Raw genomic sequence first — 17,029 nt, 5'->3', positions numbered from 1 at the left:
GGCTGCAAAGCGGCCGCGACGGTCCATTTTTCACCGGCTTTTTGCCCCATAGCTACGGCTATGGCGCTGCAAACCCGGCAAAAACTGTCCTCGCCGGGGCCACTTTTCGCTTCGACGCCTTCTGCCGCCCAAGCTCCTAGCCCATCCCGTGCAAGCGAATTACCTGTTTAGCTGCGCGCCCTGCACCTGAAAGAGGAATTTAGAGAAACGCTCCTGTTTTAGTAGCTATTCACGTCCATTCCAGTTGGGCTGGAGGGTGATATTTCTTAAAAAAAGACTTTCATCGGCTGGTGCGCAATTTCGCATGAATGCGGCGCGTGGTCCGCCACACGCTCCATAACACCACTGGGATCAAGACACCGGTTGCGATTTCCGCGTTCAACGGCACACCTGCAGATTTGAGTGCTTTGGCGGCGTACAGCAGCAAACTGACGATGTAATAGGAGATCGCCATGATCGACAGTCCCTCCACTGTGGATTGCAGGCGTAATTGCAGTTCCTGACCGCGGGTAAGCTTTTCCAGCAACAACTGATTCTGTGCTTCGGTGGCAATGTCTACCCGGGTTCGCATGAGGGCGCTGGTGCGCGAGACCCGCTCCGACAGCGAGGCCAAACGTTGTGCTGTAGCCGTCACAGTCGCCATCGCGGGCGATAGACGCCGTTGCATGAACTCTCCTATAGTCTGAGTGCCGGGAATGGCTTTTTCGCGGAGCTCGGCGATGCGCTGGCTGACCAGCGTGTTGTAGGCCTGCGTTGCCGAGAAGCGGTAGGTGTGTTCTGCCGTGGCGCGTTCCACACGAGCAGCAAGTGATACCAGTGTGTCAAGCAACTCCTGGTCTGAGGCCGCCTTGTTCTCCAGCAGCGCCGTGATGGCCGCCAGTGAGCTTTCGGCCTCTGCCAGTATGGGCCCCAATTGCTTGGCTACTGGCAGCCCGCGCAAAGCCATCAGGCGGTAAGTTTCCAGCTCCAGCAAACGCTGGGAGATACGTCCTGCGCGCGTCTGGCTGATGCCCGTCTGAGCGATTGCCAGGATGCGCTCAAACCCGTTGTGGGCAAGGTGAAAGTCTGTCAGTGCCCAGGAGTGTCCCCCGCCCAGTTGCGAAGCCACCAGCGTGCGCCCGCCGAACCAATGCTGAGCGCGGGCCATTGTTGCGGATTCATCGCTCAGGTCAGCATGAACCATGACCAGCTGGATGGCTGCGATCGTCCGCCCCGGAATGTTGCGTAGCCAATCGGGCGTAACCATCAGCGTTGAGAGCAGATTCGGTTCTGAAGTACCCAACACTGCATCGGTCTCTAGCGGTTGTACGATGGAGTAGCGTGTGAACTCGGTGTGCCGCTCCCACTTGACGGTATAGCCTTCGAATCGCAAAAGCAAAAAGTTGCCGTCAAGACTGTCCAGCGCCAGATTTTTCTGGTCCGGCAGACCGCGAAGATGCTCGCATTCCTGTTCGCGGCTTATGCCCGCGTTAAGTACAGCCACATAAACAATGAAGGCAGGTAGCCGCACGCGGGCTGACGGCCGTGCATGCACTTCGTTGTGCAGCACGGTGCGCAGCAGGTCGTCGGTAGGCAAAAAGCTTGTAACCATGATTGGGTTGGTAAGAAAGGGACTTAGGGCGCCATAGCCCGGTCGGTGTCGCTCTGGCCCAGCACCCGCTGCCGGCTCTTCGGCCTCCTCGCCCAGCGGGCGTATGGTAGCGCCATTGGCTGTGCATCAATTCGAGACAATACTGCCGCAACCATCAGTGCTGCCGCAGTGGCAGGCCCCACTGACAGCGTGCGGCTGCTTTCAATGCTTTCAAGTAAGGCATATGCGCTCATTGGAAGAACACTTGCTGCCAGGCCCGCTTGAGGCGGATGCCCTGCGAATTGTGTAAATGCGACGGCCTGAGATATCAATACCATTCCGGTAGTCACGCTAGCTGCTGCATCAGTCGTTTTGATAGAAACTCAATCCCGCTCCAGCTCCAGATAGGTACGGCTGGCATTTCCCGGCAACAGGTCTGTAGCGTTCAGCAGCGCCGCCCATGGCTGGGCGTTAAAAGATTTGACTGCGGCGCTGATGTCGACGGAGTCGTCTACAGCTTTCTTCATGTGCGAGCGCAGCGAACGCAGGTAGTCGCGTGTCTGGCGTTGTGCGGTGACCAGATCGGTGATGTCGCCGTGTCCAGGCACCACTCGCTCCGGCCGCAAGGCATCAATGACATCGAAGGTGGCCAGCCATGCCCGTGTGTTGCTCACGGGAATGACACTCAGCAGGCGGTCTACATACACAATGTCCCCCGAGAACAGCACTTGCGGTTGCGCCAGCCAGACCATCATGTCGCCCGGCGTGTGGCCGCCGCCGCGATGACGCAGGGCGATCACCACACCGCCCAGAACAAGTTGCGCATCTTCGCCGGTTATCCAGCGTGTAGGCAGTGTAGGGGAGGTTCCGTTGGTGCGCTCCCCAAGCGCAACCTTCAAAGCGGCCAGGTGGTCACCGCCGCGCGCCATCATGTCAGCTCGGGCGTTTTCATGGGCAATGATTTGTGCGCCCTGCGCTGCAAAATAGCCGTTACCCAGCCATCGATGGTCCTGGCCGCCGGTATTGATTACCCATTTGACGGGTTGGCTGGTGACGGATTTGACCGCCTCGTGAATCTGGCGGGCGGATTCAAACGTGGCACCACTGTCGATGAGCACCGCGCCCCCGGATGTCACCACCAGGCCAATGTTGGCGTTCAGCCCTTCGTTGGCATAGCTGCGCGCGCCCTTGTCTCCGACATGCGCGAAAACCCCTGCGGCGACAGACTGAAACTTTACTTCTACAGCCGCAGCAGACATGCTTGCCAGCAGACCGCCCGTCACAAAAACGGCAATAGCGCGCAAAATGAAAATCGGCAAAGAACGCATGGCTGGTTCCTGGATGAATGGCGCGTAAAAAATTTCCTGGCGTTTACTGCCAGGAAAGTGGATAGCCCAGGCCGCGAGGGTCAGGGTTTGATGTACGCAGCTCGCTCACGTAGCTGCAGCTCCGCGATGCGAGCAACCCCCGACGGCGTGAACGCCGCATCCAGAGTGAACTGTTCTTTCTTCAAGCTTCTGTTTATGAGCGTGATTTCGCACACCTCGAAAGTGACGCCGCGCGCCTTCAGGGCACTGACCAAAGAGCCGTAGTCAACCGACGGGTTCTTTGCGTCCTTGGCATCTTCCATCAGAAAATCCACGCCGTTGGCGTGTGTCACCACCGTGATCCTGGTTTTCGGTGCCACGTCCAGGTGGTTGCGAACATTACGTAGCCCCTTGGTGGCCTGGGTTGCCGCATCGTCAATGTGGTAGACCACCCGGTCTTGTGCCATCGCGGCACTGCTTATCAACACAAAACAAATAACGGCAGAAAAACGTTTAATGATGAAATGCATGTCAGTCTCCTGAGATAGGGTGTTGGAAGCGCCAATACATCTTATATCAGCGATATCGAATGTAATATCGGGGTTTTACTCCCCCGCGTTGCGGCGATTCGCGGCGGCAGTATGCGGTGTGGGGGTAAATCGGCCGAATTGTTCGGCCATGAAGCCTTCTCCGCGCTCCAGCACAAAGTAGCGAAAGGCCTCGGCCGCCGGGGAAAGCAGCTTGGACAGGGTATGCACGCAATTCCAGGCGCGCACTATCGGAGTGCCTTCCACCTCCAGCACCGCTATCAGCTTGTTGTCCAGTTCCAGCCCTAGCGTGTGCAGCGACAAAAAGCTCAGCCCCATGCCCGCCATCACGGCCTGCTTGATGGTCTCATTGCTCCCCATTTCCATGATTACTTTGGGCTCCAGCCGGGCTGACTGAAAAAACTGTTCCATGGCGGCGCGCGAGCCCGATCCCGGTTCACGGACGATGAAGCCATACGGGCGCAGAGATTCCACGGTCTGGTCGCCAAACCTCAGCAAGGGGTGGTCGATGGGTGCGACGAACACATGGGGATGCGCAGCAAAGGGTTCGGCGCGCGTGGCCAGCTCTCTTGGCGGGCGGCCCATGATGGCGATGTCGACCTCATTGGCGTGCAGCATCTGCACCAGCAGTTCGCGATTGCCTACGACCAGCCTGATCTCGACACCCTCGTGCTCACGGCGAAACAGCGTCACCAGGCGCGGCAGAAAATATTTGGCGGTGCTTACCATGCCGATGGTCAACCTACCCACTTCGACCCGCCTGAGCCGTGCCGCCGCATCCTCGGCGTCCTTGAGCGTGGCAAGCATCTTGCGCGCATACACCAGCATGTATTCGCCCACAGTGGTCAGCGTCACCTGCCGGCCCTGGCGCTCGAACAGCGGCAGGCCCACATGGCCCTCCAGCTCCTTGACCTGCATGGTCACGGCCGGCGGCGTCAGGTGCAGAGCCTGGGCTGCTTTGGAAAAGCTCAGGTGGCGCGCTACCTCGTTAAAAACGCGCAGTTGCCGGAAGGTGATATTTTTCATTCAGCTTTACCTTAATTTAAAATTAACTATTCTTGAATTTACCTTATTTAAGTTAATTCTTATAGTCTGCCTACACCGTATTTCACTTTACCGAACAGGAGCAAAGCGATGGGCAACACACAAATTACCGATGCCAAGGAGCGTTACAGCGCAGGCGTCATTCCGTACAAAAAGATGGGCTACTGGGATCCTGATTACGCGATCAAGGAAACCGACGTGCTGGCCATGTTCCGCATGACCCCCCAAGACGGTGTCGAGGCCGATGAATGTGCGGCTGCCGTCGCTGGCGAATCCTCCACCGCCACCTGGACGGTGGTTTGGACCGACCGCCTGACCGCTTGCGAGATGTACCGCGCCAAGGCCTACCGGGTTGACCTGGTGCCCAACACCGGCCCCGGCACCAACACCGAGGCGCAATATTTTGCCTACATCGCCTACGACATCGACCTGTTTGAAGGCAACTCGATTGCCAACCTGACCGCTTCCATCATCGGTAACGTGTTTGGCATGAAGGCTGTTAAAGCCTTGCGCCTGGAAGACATGCGCATCCCGGTGGCTTACCTCAAGACTTTCCAGGGCCCGGCCACTGGCGTGGTTGTCGAGCGCGAGCGTATGGACAAGTTTGGTCGACCGCTGCTGGGGGCGACGACCAAGCCGAAACTGGGTTTGTCTGGCCGTAACTATGGCCGCGTGGTGTACGAAGCGCTCAAGGGCGGTCTGGACTTCATGAAAGACGACGAGAACATCAACTCGCAGCCCTTCATGCACTGGCGTGACCGTTTCCTGTACTGCATGGATGCGGTGAACAAAGCGTCTGCCGCTACCGGTGAAGTCAAGGGCCACTACCTGAACGTGACCGCCGGCACCATGGAAGAGATGTACGCGCGTGCTGAATTCGCCAAATCGCTGGGCTCGATCATCATCATGATCGACCTGGTGATTGGCTACACCGCCATTCAGTCCATGGCGGTCTGGGCACGCAAGAACGACATGATTCTGCACCTGCATCGCGCCGGCAACTCGACCTATTCGCGCCAGAAAAATCACGGCATGAGTTTTCGCGTGATCTGCAAGTGGATGCGCATGGCGGGTGTCGATCACATCCACGCCGGCACCGTGGTCGGCAAGCTGGAAGGCGACCCGATGATGATTCGCGGTTACTACGACACCCTGCTGGACACGCACACCCCGGTGCAGCTCGAAAAGGGCCTGTTCTTTGAACAAGACTGGGCTTCGCTGAACAAGGTGATGCCGGTAGCCTCCGGTGGTATTCACGCCGGTCAGATGCACCAGTTGCTGCATTACCTTGGCGACGACGTGGTTCTACAGTTCGGCGGCGGCACCATCGGCCACCCGGACGGCATCCAGGCCGGTGCGATTGCAAACCGTACCGCACTCGAAGTCATGATCATGGCGCGCAACGAAGGCCGCGACATCTGGAACGAAGGCCCGCAGATTCTGGCTGATGCAGCCAAGTGGTGCGGCCCGCTCAAAGCCGGTCTGGCGACCTGGAAGGACGTGTCTTTCAACTACGCCTCCACCGACAGCCCCGACTTTGTGGCGACCCCTACAGCCAGCGCCTAAAACCCATTCAGGAGAAAAACCATGATGACCAATCTCGGCGGCCGCGTTACGCAAGGCCAGTTTTCATTTCTGCCAGACCTGACCGATAAGCAGATCACCGCACAGGTGCAGTACGCACTGGACAAAGGCTGGTCGCTCGGTATCGAATACACCGATGACCCGCACCCGCGCAACACCTATTGGGAAATGTTCGGCAACCCGATGTTTGACATGAAGGACCCGGCCGGCATCTTGATGGAGATCAACAACTGCCGCAAGACGTACCCGAACCACTACATCCGCGTGACGGCTTTCAGCGCCGTGCGGGGGGTGGAGAGCGTGACCATGTCCTACATCGTCAACCGTCCCAAGAAAGAGCCTGGCTTCCGCCTCGAGCGCCATGAGACCGATGGGCGAACGATGCGCTACACCATCCACTCCTACGCGACCGACAAGCCCGAAGGCGAACGTTATTAAGCGTACCGCTATAGTCTTGCAGACCTGACTGGCGAAGGAACTTTTCGATCATGAACGCACCAATGCATTCGATTCCCGGTCAGGTGGCGGGGCAAGCCGTTGTCGCAAGCGCTCCCGCGGACAACTCGCTGGCCGCAGCACGTACGGTGGCCGAAGTGCTGGCGCATTCCCATGTGGAGCCGGTACTGCAGGAACTGGACGACTCGCTGGTGGGGCTGGCTCCGGTCAAGGCACGCATCCGTGACATTGCCGCGCTGCTGGTGATCGACAAGCTGCGCCTGAACCTGGGTCTGGCCGCCCAGGCGCCTTCCCTGCATATGTGTTTTACCGGCAACCCGGGCACAGGCAAGACCACGGTGGCCATGCGCATGGCTGAAATATTGCACCGACTGGGCTATGTGCGCAAAGGGCATATGGTTGCGGTCACGCGTGACGATCTGGTCGGCCAGTACATCGGTCACACCGCGCCCAAGACGCGTGAAGTGCTTAAAAAAGCCATGGGCGGCGTGCTTTTCATTGACGAGGCCTACTACCTGTACCGCCCTGAAAACGAACGCGACTACGGGCAGGAGGCCATCGAAATTCTGCTGCAAATCATGGAAAACCAGCGCGATGATCTGGTGGTGATTCTGGCCGGCTACAAGGACCGGATGGACACCTTCTTCCAGAGCAACCCGGGCATGAGTTCGCGCATTGCCCACCATATTGATTTCCCCGACTATGCGGTCGGCGAGTTGATGCAAATCTCGCAAAAAATGCTGGGCGACCAGAACTACCGCTTCGGCTCAGGCGCAGCCCAGGTGTTTGAGGAGTACCTCACACTGCGCATCGGGCAGCCTCATTTTGCCAATGCGCGCAGCGCCCGCAATGCGCTGGAGCGGGCGCGGCTGCGCCAGGCCAGCCGCTTGTTTGAAGACCGCGACCGGGTACTCACCGTGGACGATCTGACCACCATTGAAGAGCGCGATATTCGCGCCAGCCGCGTGTTCCAGTCGCCGGTGAAAAGGCAGCCATGATCAACCCCCCTTTGCAGGCGCTGATTTTTGATGTCGATGGCACGCTGGCCGACACCGAACTGGCCCACATGGCAGCGTTCAATGCAGCTTTTGTGCAGGAAGGCTTGCCCTGGCAGTGGGACGAGCCGCTCTACACCCGGCTGCTGGAGGTGTCCGGCGGCAAGGAGCGCATCACGCACTACTGGCGGCAGGTGCAGCCGGATCTCAAAATCATCGACAACGCCGCGTTTACCGACACGGTGCAGCGCATTCATGACCAGAAAACAGCGGTGTATGAGCGCATGGTGGGCGACGGCGGGGTGCAGTTGCGGCCTGGCGTGTTGAAGCTGATCGAGAAAGCCCATGACGCCGGCATGCAAATGGCCATTGCCACGACCACCTCGCCAGTCAATATTTCCGCGCTGCTGCGCACCGCCATCGGTCCGGACTGGTCACGGTTTTTCAGGGTCATTGAAGACGCCTCCACCGCGCCCCGCAAGAAGCCGCACCCGCAGGTGTATCTGCAAACGCTGAGCCGGCTGCAGTTGCCCGCATCCGCCTGCCTGGCCCTTGAAGACTCTGCCAACGGCTTGCGTGCCGCGATGGCGGCGGCGCTGCCCACCGTCATCACCACCAACGCTTTCACCGCGCACCATGATTTTTCAGGTGCGCTGGCCGTTCTGCCTGATCTGTCCGGTTGCAGCCTGGCGCAGCTGGCAAGCCTGCATGCCGCCGGACCCATGCATGCGCCACGTCGTTAATGTTCGTTTCACAGGCAAGCCCCACCATGTCCCGCTCCCTCCGCATTGCGCCGTCCATCCTCTCTGCAGACTTTGCCCGCCTGGGCGAAGAGGTTCGCGCCATCGAGGCCGCCGGCGCCGACCTGGTTCACTTCGACGTGATGGACAACCATTACGTGCCCAACCTCACCATCGGGCCGCTGGTCTGCGAAGCCATTCGCCCGCATGTGACGATCCCGATTGACGTGCACTTGATGGTTGAGCCGGTGGATGCACTGATTCCACTGTTTGCCAAGGCCGGTGCCAACATCATCACCTTCCACCCCGAGGCCTCGCGTCATGTGGACCGCACGCTGTCGCTGATCAGGGAGCACGGTTGCAAGGCCGGGCTGGTGCTCAACCCGGCAACGTCTGTGGATTGGCTGGACCATGTCATGGACAAGCTGGACATCGTTTTGTTGATGAGCGTCAACCCCGGCTTTGGCGGGCAAAAATTTATCCCAGCCACGCTGGGAAAGTTACGCCTCGTGCGTCAGCGTATTGAAGCGCATAAAGCGCGCGGTGGCCAGCCGATCTGGCTGGAAGTCGATGGCGGTGTGAAGACCGACAACATCGCTGACATTGTGAAGGCCGGTGCCGACACTTGCGTGGCGGGAAGTGCCGTGTTTGGCGCGCCCGATGCCGATGGTGGCTACCACGGCATCATGCGCGAACTGCGCAGCCAGGCCGATGCACACTGAAACCGAAACTTAAAAAAACGACGAAACACACCATGCCTTTAACCAACCGCTCGACCCTGACGCAATTCCTGATCGAGGAGCGCCGCCGCTTCCCCGAAGCCAGCGGAGACTTCAATGCCCTGATTCTGGACGTGGCCCTCGCCTGCAAAGCCATTGCCCGTGCGGTTGCTTTTGGTGAACTGGGTGGTGTGATGGGCAATCACGCGGTCGAGCAGGGCGGCTCTGTGAATGTGCAGGGTGAGACGCAAAAAAAACTCGATGTACTGAGCAACGACGTTTTCATTCGGCGCACCGAGTGGGCGGGCAACCTCGCAGGTATGGCTTCGGAGGAGATGGATTTACCCTATCAAGTTCCAGGGCAGTACCCGCGGGGCAAGTATTTGCTGGTGTTTGACCCGCTCGACGGATCCAGCAATATTGATGTGAATGTGTCCGTGGGCAGCATTTTTTCGGTACTCCGGGGGCCGGATACGGGGCGCGATGTGCTTGAGGCGGATTTCCTGCAGCCCGGTTTGCAGCAAGTCGCTGCAGGTTACGCGCTGTATGGCCCCACCACCATGCTGGTTCTCACGGTGGGTGACGGCGTCAACGGCTTCACCCTCGACCCCAATTTCGGTGAATTCATGCTGACGCACCCGAAGATGCAGATCCCGAAAGAGACGCAGGAGTTCGCGATCAACGCCTCCAACAGCCGCTTCTGGGAGGCTCCCGTCAAGCGCTATGTGGATGAATGCCTGGCTGGAAAAACCGGGCCCCGCGCCAAAGACTTCAACATGCGCTGGATTGCCAGCATGGTGGCCGAGGCGCACCGCATCCTGATGCGCGGCGGCGTTTTTCTCTACCCACGCGACACCAAAGACCTGTCCAAGCCCGGTCGCCTGCGTCTGCTGTACGAGGCCAATCCAATTGGTTTGATCATGGAGCAAGCCGGTGGTCGCGCTTCGACCGGCCACCAGCCGATGCTGGAAGTGCAGCCCACGTCGCTGCATCAGCGCATTGGCCTGGTGTTTGGGTCTAAAAGCGAAGTGGAGCGGATTGAGCGCTACCACGCAGAGCCCGTGAAAACCGAGCAGGATAACCCGCTGTTTGCCGAACGCAGTCTGTTCCGTGTCTGATTCGTTTGTTGCCAGCCGGGCGCTATTAATATAGTAGCTGTCTGCGCCCGTCGTACAAGGGGTTGAGGCCTTTTTGAACCATATTTCTTACCTACGGATACACCATCATGTCTGAGCGCCATCCCATCATTGCCATCACGGGTTCGTCCGGTGCAGGCACCACCTCGGTGACTCGCACGTTCGAAAATATCTTCCGCCGCGAAGGGGTCAACGCTGCTGTCATCGAGGGCGACAGTTTTCACCGTCACGACCGCAAGGCAATGAAAGTCAAGGCGGATGAGGCAGAAAAAGCGGGCGACAACAATTTCAGCCACTTCGGACCCGAGAACAACCTGTTCCCTGAATTGGCTGCGCTTTTTCGCGCTTATGCCGAGACCGGCACGGGCAGGCGCCGCAAGTATCTGCACGACACCGAAGAGGCCGCGCCCTACAAGCAGGAACCGGGCACCTTTACCCCCTGGGAGGACGTGCCTGCCAACACCGACCTGCTTTTTTACGAAGGTCTGCATGGTGCGGTTGTCACGACGGAAGTCAACATTGCCCAGCACCCCGACCTGCTGGTGGGCGTGGTGCCTGTGATCAACCTGGAGTGGATCCAGAAGCTGTGGCGCGACAAGTCCAAGCGGGGTTACAGCACCGAAGCGGTGACTGACACCATCCTGCGCCGCATGCCCGACTATGTGAACTACATCTGTCCACAGTTCATGCACACGCATGTGAACTTTCAGCGCGTCCCGATGGTGGATACCTCTAACCCGTTCATTGCCCGCGACATCCCTTCGCCCGACGAGAGCATGGTGGTGATTCGTTTTGCCAAGCCCAAGGGCATTGATTTTCAGTACCTGCTGAACATGATTGACGCCAGCTTCATGAGCCGCGCCAATACCATCGTGGTACCCGGCGGCAAGATGGAGTTGGCCATGCAATTGATCTTCACGCCCTTTGTTTGGCGAATGATGGAGCGCCGCAAGCGGGCGCTGGGTTCGAACTGAGGCATTGGAGAAACGCACCATGAATACGCCCACCCCTGAACTCGCTCGCCAGATGGCCAATGCCATTCGTATGCTCGCCGTCGATGCGGTTGAAAAAGCAAAGTCCGGTCATCCCGGCGCTCCCATGGGTATGGCTGACATTGCCGAAGTTTTGTGGAACCGCCATTTACAGCACAACCCGACCAACCCGCTGTGGCCTGATCGCGACCGCTTCGTCCTTTCCAATGGCCACGGCTCGATGCTGATTTACGCGCTGCTGCACCTGACGGGTTATGACCTGCCCATGGAGGAGCTCAAAAAATTCCGCCAGCTACACAGTAAAACGGCCGGCCACCCTGAGGTGGGCGTGACGCCGGGCGTGGAAACCACCACGGGCCCGTTGGGTCAGGGCATTACCAATGCCGTGGGCATGGCGCTGGCGGAAAAACTGCTGGCGCAAGAGTTCAACCGCGAGGAAGACGGCGTAAACCACAACATCGTGAACCATTTCACCTATGCTTTTTTGGGTGACGGCTGCCTGATGGAAGGCATCAGCCACGAGGCCTGCTCGCTGGCGGGTACCTTGCGCCTCTCGAAACTGGTCGCGCTGTATGACGACAACGGCATTTCCATCGACGGCCATGTCGAGGGCTGGTTTACCGACGACACGCCCAGGCGCTTTGAGGCCTATGGCTGGCACGTGATACCGGTGGTGGATGGGCACGACCCCGCCGCCGTCGATGCTGCCATTCGGGCTGCCAAAGCCCAGGCCATTGCGCCTGGCGGAAAGCCTACGCTGATCTGTTGTCAGACGGTGATCGGCCAGGGCTCACCCAATAAAGCGGGTACCCACGATGTGCATGGGGCTGCGTTGGGTGCCAGCGAAGTAGCCGCTACTCGCGAAGCACTGGGTTGGACCGCCGCGCCGTTTGAAATCCCTGCCGGGATCGGTGCTGCCTGGAACGCGGTAGAGCGTGGCCAGTTTGCCGAACGTGCCTGGCGCCTGCGTTTTGAAGCCTACCGCACCTTGTACCCACTGAAGGCCACCGAGTTTGAGCGCCGTATGGCGGGTGACTTGTTGCCCGAGTTTTTTGAAAAATTGCCCTTGCTGTTGGCCAACATCGCCGCCAAACCCGATGCGCTTTCCACCCGCAAGGCCAGCCAGAACGCGCTGGATGTACTGGCCCCGTTACTGCCCGAGTTTTTTGGCGGTAGCGCCGACCTGACTGCCTCCAACCTCACCAACTTCAAGGGCTGCATCAAGGCTGGGCGCGACCAGTGGGGCAACCACATGAGCTACGGCGTGCGCGAATTCGGCATGGCGGCGATGATGAACGGCATGGCGCTGCATGGCGGCTACATCCCTTATGGCGGCACCTTTCTCACGTTCAGTGACTACAGCCGAAATGCCATCCGCATGGCCGCGCTCATGAAGCTTCGGGTGATTCATGTGTTCACGCACGACAGTATTGGCCTGGGCGAAGACGGCCCTACGCACCAAAGCGTCGAGCATGTCCCCAGCCTGCGCATCATCCCCGGTCTGGACGTCTGGCGTCCGGCGGACGGGCTGGAAACTGCGGTGGCCTGGGCCTGTGCCGTAGAGCGCGAAGACGGCCCGAGCGCCCTGTGTCTGTCGCGCCAGAACCTGCCGCGACTGACCGATGTGGGCATGCTGGATGCGATTCGCCACGGTGGTTATGTGCTGTCGGACATGGAAGGCACGCAGGCGGTGATCGTGGCGACGGGCTCGGAAACCTCCTTGGCCATCGAAGCGCAGGCTGCACTGGCGGCTGAGGGCATTGCTGCCCGGGTGGTGTCCATGCCTTGCACCAATCTGTTTGACCGGCAGTCTAAGGCCTATCAAGAGATGGTGTTGCCATTGGCTTTGCCCACTGTGGCTATTGAGGCGGCGCATCCGGACTTCTGGCGCAAATATGTGGGCCGCACAGGCGTGGTGGTGGGCATCGCCAGCTTTGGTGAATCCGCCCCGGCCAAAGACTTGTACGCCCACTTTGGCATCAGCGCCCAGCGTGTGGTGGAGGCGGTACGTACCTTGGTGCACCGCGCCGCACACCGGCGCGAAACCTGGATGAGCGCCGACGAGCGCTCACCGGGGCTGCTGTCCGATCAGATCGTTTTGGCCGCAAACTGAACCGCAGCCCATCATGAATCAATCCTTTGATCTGGTCATGTTTGATCTGGATGGCACGTTGATTGAAACGTCGCCTGAAATATGTGATGCCGTCAACGATACACTGCGCCGCTTCGACCTGCCCGAGGTAACGCAACAGCAAGTCAATGACTGGATCGGCCACGGCACCCGCGAGCTGCTGATCCAGGCATTGGCCCAAAGCGGGAAGACAGACCTTGCCACTGTGCGCGCAAGCGATGCCCTGGTGCTGATTGCCGCCGAATTTGACAAGTACTATCAAAGTCGCTGCGGGACGCGCAGCCACCTTTACCCTCAGGTGCGTGAGACGCTGGTCGCCCTGCGCGAGCGCGGCGTCAAGTTGGCGGTGGTGACCAACAAGGAGGGGCGCTATACCGCCACGGTGCTGGATGCTCACCAACTGAGTCCTTTGTTTGACCGGGTAGTCAGTGGAGACACCCTGCCGGCCAAAAAGCCCGACCCCATGGGAGTCCAGAGTTGTCTGGATGTGTTTGCAGTGCCTGCCCACCGTGCGCTGTTTGTAGGCGATTCGTCGATTGATGTCGCTACCGCCCGCAACGCGGGCGTGATGGTCTGGGCCTTGCCCTACGGCTACAACATGGGCCAGCCGATCGAGGCGTGCGCGCCGGACCGGGTGATTGCCGACTGTTCTGCGCTATTGAATTAATAGCTGGCTGCCCAGGTTCTTGTCCGGCTACGAGCATTTTTTATTGATAACGTGGAAGCCAATAAATATTTATGACCATCCAACTAGGCATCAACGGTTTCGGCCGCATCGGCCGCAACGTTTTGCGCGCTGCCGTGCAAAACTTCAGCGACATCGAAATCGTCGGCATCAACGATTTGCTTGAGCCCGACTACCTCAAATACATGCTGCAGTACGACTCGGTGCACGGGCGCTTCAAGGGCGAGGTCTCGGTCGAGGGCAACACCCTGATCGTCAACGGCAAAAAGATCCGCCTGACGCAAGAGCGCGACCCGGCCGCCTTGAAGTGGAACGAGATTGGCGCCGACATCGTGCTCGAAGCCACTGGCCTCTTCCTCGACAAAGCCTCGGGTGAAAAACACCTGGCTGCCGGCGCGAAAAAAGTCATTTTCTCGGCGCCGTCCAAAGACGACACCCCGATGTTTGTGTATGGCGTCAACGACAAGACCTACGCCGGCCAAGCCATCATCTCCAACGCCAGCTGCACCACCAACTGCCTGGCCCCGATTGCCAAGGTGCTCAACGACAAATGGGGCATCAAGCGCGGCCTGATGACCACTGTGCACGCCGCCACGGCCACGCAAAAAACCGTGGACGGCCCGAGCAACAAGGACTGGCGCGGCGGTCGCGGTATTCTGGAAAACATCATACCGTCGAGCACCGGCGCGGCCAAGGCCGTCGGTGTGGTGATTCCCGAGCTCAACAAAAAGCTCACCGGCATGTCCTTCCGCGTGCCGACTTCCGATGTGTCGGTGGTGGACTTGACTTGCGAGCTCAACAAGGAAGCCACGCTGAAAGAGATCTGCGCCGAAATGAAAGCGCAGAGCGAAGGCGCGCTCAAGGGCATCCTTGGCTACACCGAAGACAAGGTGGTGGCCACCGACTTCCGCGGCGAGACCTGCACCAGCGTGTTTGACGCCGACGCCAGCATCGCGCTGGACAGCACCTTCGTCAAGGTCGTCGCCTGGTATGACAACGAGTGGGGTTACTCGAACAAGTGCCTGGAGATGGTGCGGGTGCTGGGGAAAACACTGTGAACGTCCTTCGTTTTACCGATCTGGTGAAAAGCGGCGTGGTAGCCAACCAGCGCGTATTCATCCGCGCCGACCTGAACGTGCCCCAGGACGACAGCGGCGCGATTACCGAAGACACGCGCATCCGTGCCAGCGTGCCTTGCATCCAGATGGCGCTCGACGCGGGTGCCGCCGTCATGGTGACCAGCCATCTGGGCCGGCCCACCGAGGGCGAATTCAAACCCGCCGACTCATTGGCCCCGGTGGCCAAGCGCCTGGGCGAGCTGCTCGGCCGCAAGGTGCCGCTGGTGTCGAACTGGGTCGATGGCGTGCGCGTCAACGGCCAGCCGGTGCAGCCCGGACAGGTGGTGCTGCTGGAGAACTGCCGCATCAACGTCGGCGAGAAAAAAAACAGCGAGGCGCTGGCCCGCAAACTCGCCGCGCTGTGCGACATCTTTGTACATGACGCGTTTGGCACCGCGCACCGCGCCGAAGGCACGACCTACGGCATCGCGCAATACGCGCCCTTGGCCTGTGCCGGCCCGCTGCTGGCGGCCGAAATTGACGCGATCACCAAGGCACTCGCCAGCCCGAAACGCCCGCTGGTTGCCATCGTGGCCGGCTCCAAGGTCTCCAGCAAACTCACCATTTTGAAGGCGCTGGCCGGCAAGGTGGACCAGCTGATTGTGGGTGGCGGCATTGCCAACACCTTCATGCTGGCAGCCGGGCTGAAGATTGGCAAAAGCCTGGCCGAGCCTGGCCTGGTGGACGAAGCCAAAGCCGTGATCGCAGCCATGAAGGCGCGCGGCGCCGAGGTGCCGATTCCGACCGACGTGGTCACCGCCAAAACTTTCAGCGCCGATGCAAAAGCAGAAGTCAAGGCAGCCAGTGATGTACAGGACGACGACCTGATTCTGGACATTGGCCCGGACACGGCTCATCGGCTGGCACAGCAGCTCAAAAAGGCTGGCACCATCGTGTGGAACGGCCCGGTCGGTGTGTTCGAGTTTGCCGCGTTTGAAAACGGCACCCGGGTCATTGCTCACGCGATTGCCGACTCCAGCGCCTTCAGCATTGCCGGTGGTGGCGACACGCTGGCGGCGATTGCCAAGTACGGCATTGAAAAAAAAGTGGGCTATATCTCGACCGGCGGTGGTGCGTTTCTGGAAGTGCTGGAAGGCAAGACGCTGCCGGCGTTTGAGATTTTGCAGAAGCGTGCGACTGGCTGACGGGCCGACTGATCTGCAACGCGTGTGACCGATTTGCTATTGATTTAATAGCTGCTTGCGCAAATTTTATATGGGCTACGGCCTGTTTTACTTAAACTTTAAGGAACTTCTATGGCTTTTGTATCACTTCGCCAGGTGCTGGACCATGCGGCTGAAAACAGCTACGGCGTGCCCGCCTTCAACGTCAACAACCTCGAGCAGATTCTGGCCATCATGGAGGCCGCGCAGGAAACCGACAGCCCGGTGATCCTGCAGGCTTCGGCCGGTGCCCGCAAATACGCCGGCGAGGCCTATCTGCGCCACATGATGCTGGCCGCCGTCGAGACGCATCCTTACGTGCCCGTGGTGGTGCATCAGGACCACGGCGCATCGGCTGCGGTGTGTCAGCAGTCCATTCGCTCGGGCTTTACCAGCGTGATGATGGACGGCTCGCTGATGGCCGACGCCAAGACGCCGGCCAGCTACGAATACAACGTTGAGATCACGCGCCGCGTGTGCGACATGGCGCACCCGATAGGCGTGTCGGTCGAAGGCGAACTCGGTTGCCTGGGCAGCCTGGAGACTGGCGAAGCGGGCGAAGAAGACGGCTCGGGCGCCGAGGGAAAACTGACGCACGACATGATGCTGACCGATCCGGTGCAGGCCAAAGACTTCGTGGCAAAAACCGGCGTGGACGCTTTGGCCATTGCCATCGGTACCAGCCACGGTGCCTACAAATTCACCCGCAAACCCACCGGCGACATTCTGGCCATGGACCGCATCGAAGCCATTCACGCGCAGATTCCCAACACCCACCTGGTCATGCATGGATCTTCGAGCGTGCCGCAGGAATGGTTGGCCATCATCCGGCAGTATGGCG

The 17,029-nt window shown here is 59.6% G+C and carries 17 protein-coding genes; 12 read left to right on the top strand and 5 right to left on the bottom strand.

Annotated elements, in window-relative coordinates:
- Positions 1 to 280: 280 nt before the first annotated feature.
- The 5 genes from Q8O29_RS06385 to Q8O29_RS06370 form a co-directional block, all read right to left on the bottom strand.
- Entirely contained in the window at positions 281 to 1,591 is a 1,311-nt protein-coding gene (locus Q8O29_RS06385) for a DUF3422 family protein (protein ID WP_305561224.1), read from the bottom strand.
- 23 nt (positions 1,592 to 1,614) lie between these two features.
- Positions 1,615 to 1,947, bottom strand: a complete 333-nt coding sequence (locus Q8O29_RS20335; protein ID WP_371134165.1) for a SulP family inorganic anion transporter — start codon at positions 1,945 to 1,947, stop codon at positions 1,615 to 1,617.
- A gap of 6 nt (positions 1,948 to 1,953) precedes the next feature.
- Positions 1,954 to 2,898 (bottom strand): MBL fold metallo-hydrolase, encoded by a 945-nt coding sequence (locus Q8O29_RS06380; protein ID WP_305561223.1) that lies wholly within the window; start codon positions 2,896 to 2,898, stop codon positions 1,954 to 1,956.
- 80 nt (positions 2,899 to 2,978) lie between these two features.
- Entirely contained in the window at positions 2,979 to 3,407 is a 429-nt protein-coding gene (locus Q8O29_RS06375; protein WP_305561222.1) for a DsrE family protein, read from the bottom strand.
- A gap of 75 nt (positions 3,408 to 3,482) precedes the next feature.
- Complete coding sequence (locus Q8O29_RS06370; RefSeq protein ID WP_305561221.1) at positions 3,483 to 4,451, bottom strand: LysR family transcriptional regulator; 969 nt, start codon at positions 4,449 to 4,451, stop codon at positions 3,483 to 3,485.
- Positions 4,452 to 4,559: 108 nt separating this feature from the next.
- On the opposite strand from Q8O29_RS06370, the gene Q8O29_RS06365 reads away from it, so the two are divergent.
- From Q8O29_RS06365 to Q8O29_RS06310, 12 genes are all read left to right on the top strand, one after another.
- Positions 4,560 to 6,035: a ribulose-bisphosphate carboxylase large subunit gene (locus Q8O29_RS06365; protein WP_305561220.1), complete on the top strand. Its 1,476-nt coding sequence runs from the start codon at positions 4,560 to 4,562 to the stop codon at positions 6,033 to 6,035.
- A 21-nt stretch (positions 6,036 to 6,056) separates the two neighbouring features.
- Positions 6,057 to 6,491 (top strand): ribulose bisphosphate carboxylase small subunit, encoded by a 435-nt coding sequence (locus tag Q8O29_RS06360; protein ID WP_305561219.1) that lies wholly within the window; start codon positions 6,057 to 6,059, stop codon positions 6,489 to 6,491.
- A gap of 50 nt (positions 6,492 to 6,541) precedes the next feature.
- Positions 6,542 to 7,507, top strand: a complete 966-nt coding sequence (gene cbbX / locus Q8O29_RS06355; RefSeq protein ID WP_305561218.1) for a CbbX protein — start codon at positions 6,542 to 6,544, stop codon at positions 7,505 to 7,507.
- Entirely contained in the window at positions 7,504 to 8,247 is a 744-nt protein-coding gene (locus Q8O29_RS06350; protein ID WP_305561217.1) for an HAD-IA family hydrolase, read from the top strand. The genes cbbX and Q8O29_RS06350 overlap by 4 nt, the downstream gene beginning before the upstream one ends.
- A gap of 26 nt (positions 8,248 to 8,273) precedes the next feature.
- Positions 8,274 to 8,966, top strand: a complete 693-nt coding sequence (rpe, locus tag Q8O29_RS06345) for a ribulose-phosphate 3-epimerase (protein ID WP_305561216.1) — start codon at positions 8,274 to 8,276, stop codon at positions 8,964 to 8,966.
- Positions 8,967 to 8,998: 32 nt separating this feature from the next.
- Positions 8,999 to 10,081: a class 1 fructose-bisphosphatase gene (locus tag Q8O29_RS06340; protein WP_305561215.1), complete on the top strand. Its 1,083-nt coding sequence runs from the start codon at positions 8,999 to 9,001 to the stop codon at positions 10,079 to 10,081.
- 107 nt (positions 10,082 to 10,188) lie between these two features.
- The gene (locus tag Q8O29_RS06335; protein ID WP_305561214.1) at positions 10,189 to 11,073 is read left to right on the top strand and encodes a phosphoribulokinase; all 885 of its coding nucleotides are present in this window, start codon (positions 10,189 to 10,191) and stop codon (positions 11,071 to 11,073) included.
- A gap of 19 nt (positions 11,074 to 11,092) precedes the next feature.
- The gene (tkt, locus tag Q8O29_RS06330; protein WP_305561213.1) at positions 11,093 to 13,204 is read left to right on the top strand and encodes a transketolase; all 2,112 of its coding nucleotides are present in this window, start codon (positions 11,093 to 11,095) and stop codon (positions 13,202 to 13,204) included.
- A 13-nt stretch (positions 13,205 to 13,217) separates the two neighbouring features.
- Positions 13,218 to 13,889 carry an HAD-IA family hydrolase gene (locus Q8O29_RS06325; protein ID WP_305561212.1) on the top strand — a complete coding sequence of 224 codons (672 nt, stop codon included), beginning with the start codon at positions 13,218 to 13,220 and terminating at the stop codon, positions 13,887 to 13,889.
- A 71-nt stretch (positions 13,890 to 13,960) separates the two neighbouring features.
- Positions 13,961 to 14,965 (top strand): type I glyceraldehyde-3-phosphate dehydrogenase, encoded by a 1,005-nt coding sequence (gene gap / locus Q8O29_RS06320; RefSeq protein ID WP_305561211.1) that lies wholly within the window; start codon positions 13,961 to 13,963, stop codon positions 14,963 to 14,965.
- On the top strand, positions 14,962 to 16,170 hold the full coding sequence (locus Q8O29_RS06315; protein WP_305561210.1) for a phosphoglycerate kinase: 1,209 nt from the start codon (positions 14,962 to 14,964) through the stop codon (positions 16,168 to 16,170). Before gap ends, Q8O29_RS06315 begins: the two co-directional genes overlap by 4 nt.
- A gap of 111 nt (positions 16,171 to 16,281) precedes the next feature.
- On the top strand, positions 16,282 to 17,029 hold a 748-nt coding region (locus tag Q8O29_RS06310; protein WP_305561209.1), incomplete at its 3' end, for a ketose-bisphosphate aldolase.

The sequence above is a fragment of the Polaromonas sp. genome, from assembly GCF_030689685.1.
Taxonomy (GTDB): Bacteria; Pseudomonadota; Gammaproteobacteria; order Burkholderiales; family Burkholderiaceae_C; genus Polaromonas.
This window is presented reverse-complemented; position numbering and strand designations above follow the sequence as displayed.

Excerpts from the sequence above, each read along its gene's own strand:
- gap (WP_305561211.1), top strand. The coding sequence starts at position 13,961 with ATGACCATCCAACTAGGCATCAACGGTTTCGGCCGCATCGGCCGCAAC.
- Q8O29_RS06365 (WP_305561220.1), top strand. The coding sequence starts at position 4,560 with ATGGGCAACACACAAATTACCGATGCCAAGGAGCGTTACAGCGCAGGC.
- Q8O29_RS06380 (WP_305561223.1), bottom strand. The coding sequence starts at position 2,898 with ATGCGTTCTTTGCCGATTTTCATTTTGCGCGCTATTGCCGTTTTTGTG.
- rpe (WP_305561216.1), top strand. The coding sequence starts at position 8,274 with ATGTCCCGCTCCCTCCGCATTGCGCCGTCCATCCTCTCTGCAGACTTT.
- Q8O29_RS06335 (WP_305561214.1), top strand. The coding sequence starts at position 10,189 with ATGTCTGAGCGCCATCCCATCATTGCCATCACGGGTTCGTCCGGTGCA.
- Q8O29_RS06360 (WP_305561219.1), top strand. The coding sequence starts at position 6,057 with ATGATGACCAATCTCGGCGGCCGCGTTACGCAAGGCCAGTTTTCATTT.
- cbbX (WP_305561218.1), top strand. The coding sequence starts at position 6,542 with ATGAACGCACCAATGCATTCGATTCCCGGTCAGGTGGCGGGGCAAGCC.
- Q8O29_RS06350 (WP_305561217.1), top strand. The coding sequence starts at position 7,504 with ATGATCAACCCCCCTTTGCAGGCGCTGATTTTTGATGTCGATGGCACG.
- Q8O29_RS06385 (WP_305561224.1), bottom strand. The coding sequence starts at position 1,591 with ATGGTTACAAGCTTTTTGCCTACCGACGACCTGCTGCGCACCGTGCTG.
- Q8O29_RS06375 (WP_305561222.1), bottom strand. The coding sequence starts at position 3,407 with ATGCATTTCATCATTAAACGTTTTTCTGCCGTTATTTGTTTTGTGTTG.
- tkt (WP_305561213.1), top strand. The coding sequence starts at position 11,093 with ATGAATACGCCCACCCCTGAACTCGCTCGCCAGATGGCCAATGCCATT.
- Q8O29_RS06325 (WP_305561212.1), top strand. The coding sequence starts at position 13,218 with ATGAATCAATCCTTTGATCTGGTCATGTTTGATCTGGATGGCACGTTG.
- Q8O29_RS06370 (WP_305561221.1), bottom strand. The coding sequence starts at position 4,451 with ATGAAAAATATCACCTTCCGGCAACTGCGCGTTTTTAACGAGGTAGCG.
- Q8O29_RS06340 (WP_305561215.1), top strand. The coding sequence starts at position 8,999 with ATGCCTTTAACCAACCGCTCGACCCTGACGCAATTCCTGATCGAGGAG.